At 69.3% G+C, this 1,792-nt stretch carries 2 protein-coding genes; one reads left to right on the forward strand and one right to left on the reverse strand.

Going from position 1 to position 1,792, the window contains the following annotated elements; genetic code table 11:
• Positions 1-352: 352 nt before the first annotated feature.
• Positions 353-1,081 (reverse strand): DNA-3-methyladenine glycosylase, encoded by a 729-nt coding sequence (locus E1265_RS35970; protein ID WP_132935138.1) that lies wholly within the window; start codon positions 1,079-1,081, stop codon positions 353-355.
• A 52-nt stretch (positions 1,082-1,133) separates the two neighbouring features.
• On the opposite strand from E1265_RS35970, the gene E1265_RS35975 reads away from it, so the two are divergent.
• Positions 1,134-1,673, forward strand: a complete 540-nt coding sequence (locus E1265_RS35975) for a YbhB/YbcL family Raf kinase inhibitor-like protein (protein WP_132935139.1) — start codon at positions 1,134-1,136, stop codon at positions 1,671-1,673.
• The last annotated feature ends 119 nt before the right edge of the window (positions 1,674-1,792 follow it).

Here is a 1,792-nt window from a genome sequence, read left to right on the forward strand (position 1 = left end):
CTCTCCGTGAATGCTTCAAAGAAGATCATCCACGAGAACAATTTGATTCTCGCATTGATCAATCAAAAATCTGGCATTGACTTCTTGGCACACTGTTGAGTTCTCAAGGAACGGACGCTACCTTCAGACCCCTCTCGAGGCCCCCCGGGCTTCCCTTCGTTCTTCCACCCATGCTAGCCAACCCGCGGATCATTTCCTAATCCGCTCTCCCCCGGATCGCTTTTCGGCGTGCGAAAGGCGCTCCCACGTGAGGAGGGTCGTTGCTGAGAGTGGATGGCCGCCTACGGAACTCATCCGCTGGTCTTTCGACCGCTGTGATGTTCTTATCCCGCTCCAGGCGACTCGTTCTACACTACGGCCTCGCTACGGGCTCGTCAAGTCGGGCGGGCCGGCGCCTTGGCTGGTGCGGGCGATAAGGGCTGACCGAGCGGTCGCCGGTGATCCAGAAGCGCCAGGGGTGGACGCCGCCGGGCCCGGAGACCCCCGTCCGAGGCCCCGCGCTCACGCGCTCCCTGGCCACCGGGGTGCCGTGGAGCACCCGCATCGGCGCCCGCGGGTCCGGGCCGCAGACGTCGGTGCCGTCCAGGGCGCGGTCCACGTCGAGGGCGGTGGCCAGCCGGGCGGGACCCTTGGCCAGCTCGGCGTCGCCGCGCGCCTTGGGGCGCCGGCTCCTGGCCAGGTCGGCGCCGGTGAGCACCTCGCCGGCGCGGAGCAGCACTCCGCTGGCGTGCTCCTCGGGGCCGCAGACCAGGTTCAGGCAGTGCCACATGCCGTAGGTGAAGTAGACGTAGGCGTGGCCCGGCGGTCCGTACATGGTGGCGTTGCGGGCGGTGCGGCCGCGGTAGGCGTGGGAGCCGGGGTCAAGCTCGCCCGCGTAGGCCTCGACCTCGGTGAGCCGCAGGGTGATGACGCCGGCCGCCGTCGTCCTGACCAGGGTGCGACCCAGCAGGTCGGGGGCGACCTCGAGCACGGGCCGGTCGAAGAACTCGCGTGGGAGCGGTCGACTGGCGGCGTCCTCCGGTGTGTCCTCCGTCGGGTCAGCCGGCCGCTTCCGCCTGCTCTTCTGGGGTTTCTCGCTCATCGCTTCTCTAGGCTAGCTTCCGCGAGTTTTCCCCTGATGAGGAGGTTCCGCTATGTCCGGACCGGCACGGCGCCCGCTGCCGCATGACTTCCACCCGCCGGTGGCGTCGTTCATGGTCGTGAGCGACGACGTGCGGGAGGGTGAGCGGCTCAAGGACGACCAGGTCCACGCCGCCGGCAACCGGTCGCCGCACCTCAGGTGGTCGGGTTTCCCCGAGTCCACCAGGAGTTTCGCGGTCACCTGCTACGACCCGGACGCGCCGACCGGCAGCGGGTTCTGGCACTGGGTGCTGTTCGACATCCCCGCAACGGTGACCGAGCTGCCGGCCGGTGTGGGCGCCGCCGACGGGGCCGGCCTGCCGGAGGGTGCGGTGCAGGCGCGCAACGACTACGGCACCCGGGACTTCGGTGGCGCTGCGCCGCCGCCCGGTGACGGTCCGCACCGTTACGTGTTCACCGTCTACGCGGTGGACAGCGAGAAGCTCGGTCCCGACGCGGACGCCACCCCCGCCTTCGTGGGCTTCAACCTCCGCTTCCACACCGTCGGGCGGGCGCAGCTGATCGGCGAGTACGAGGTGCCGGCCGAGGGCTGATCGCGTCATCTTCCGTTGGTCGTCCCGCCCACGTTTTTTCGCGTCGTCTCCGCGCAAAATTCCATTGTCCGGCCAGCGGGCCGGGGGCACAGTGGAGCCAGCCCGCCACGGGGGCGGGG

It is taken from the genome of Streptomyces sp. 8K308, from assembly GCF_004348315.1.
Taxonomy (GTDB): domain Bacteria; phylum Actinomycetota; class Actinomycetes; order Streptomycetales; family Streptomycetaceae; genus Streptomyces.

Excerpts from the sequence above, each read along its gene's own strand:
- E1265_RS35970 (WP_132935138.1), bottom strand. The coding sequence starts at position 1,081 with ATGAGCGAGAAACCCCAGAAGAGCAGGCGGAAGCGGCCGGCTGACCCG.
- E1265_RS35975 (WP_132935139.1), top strand. The coding sequence starts at position 1,134 with ATGTCCGGACCGGCACGGCGCCCGCTGCCGCATGACTTCCACCCGCCG.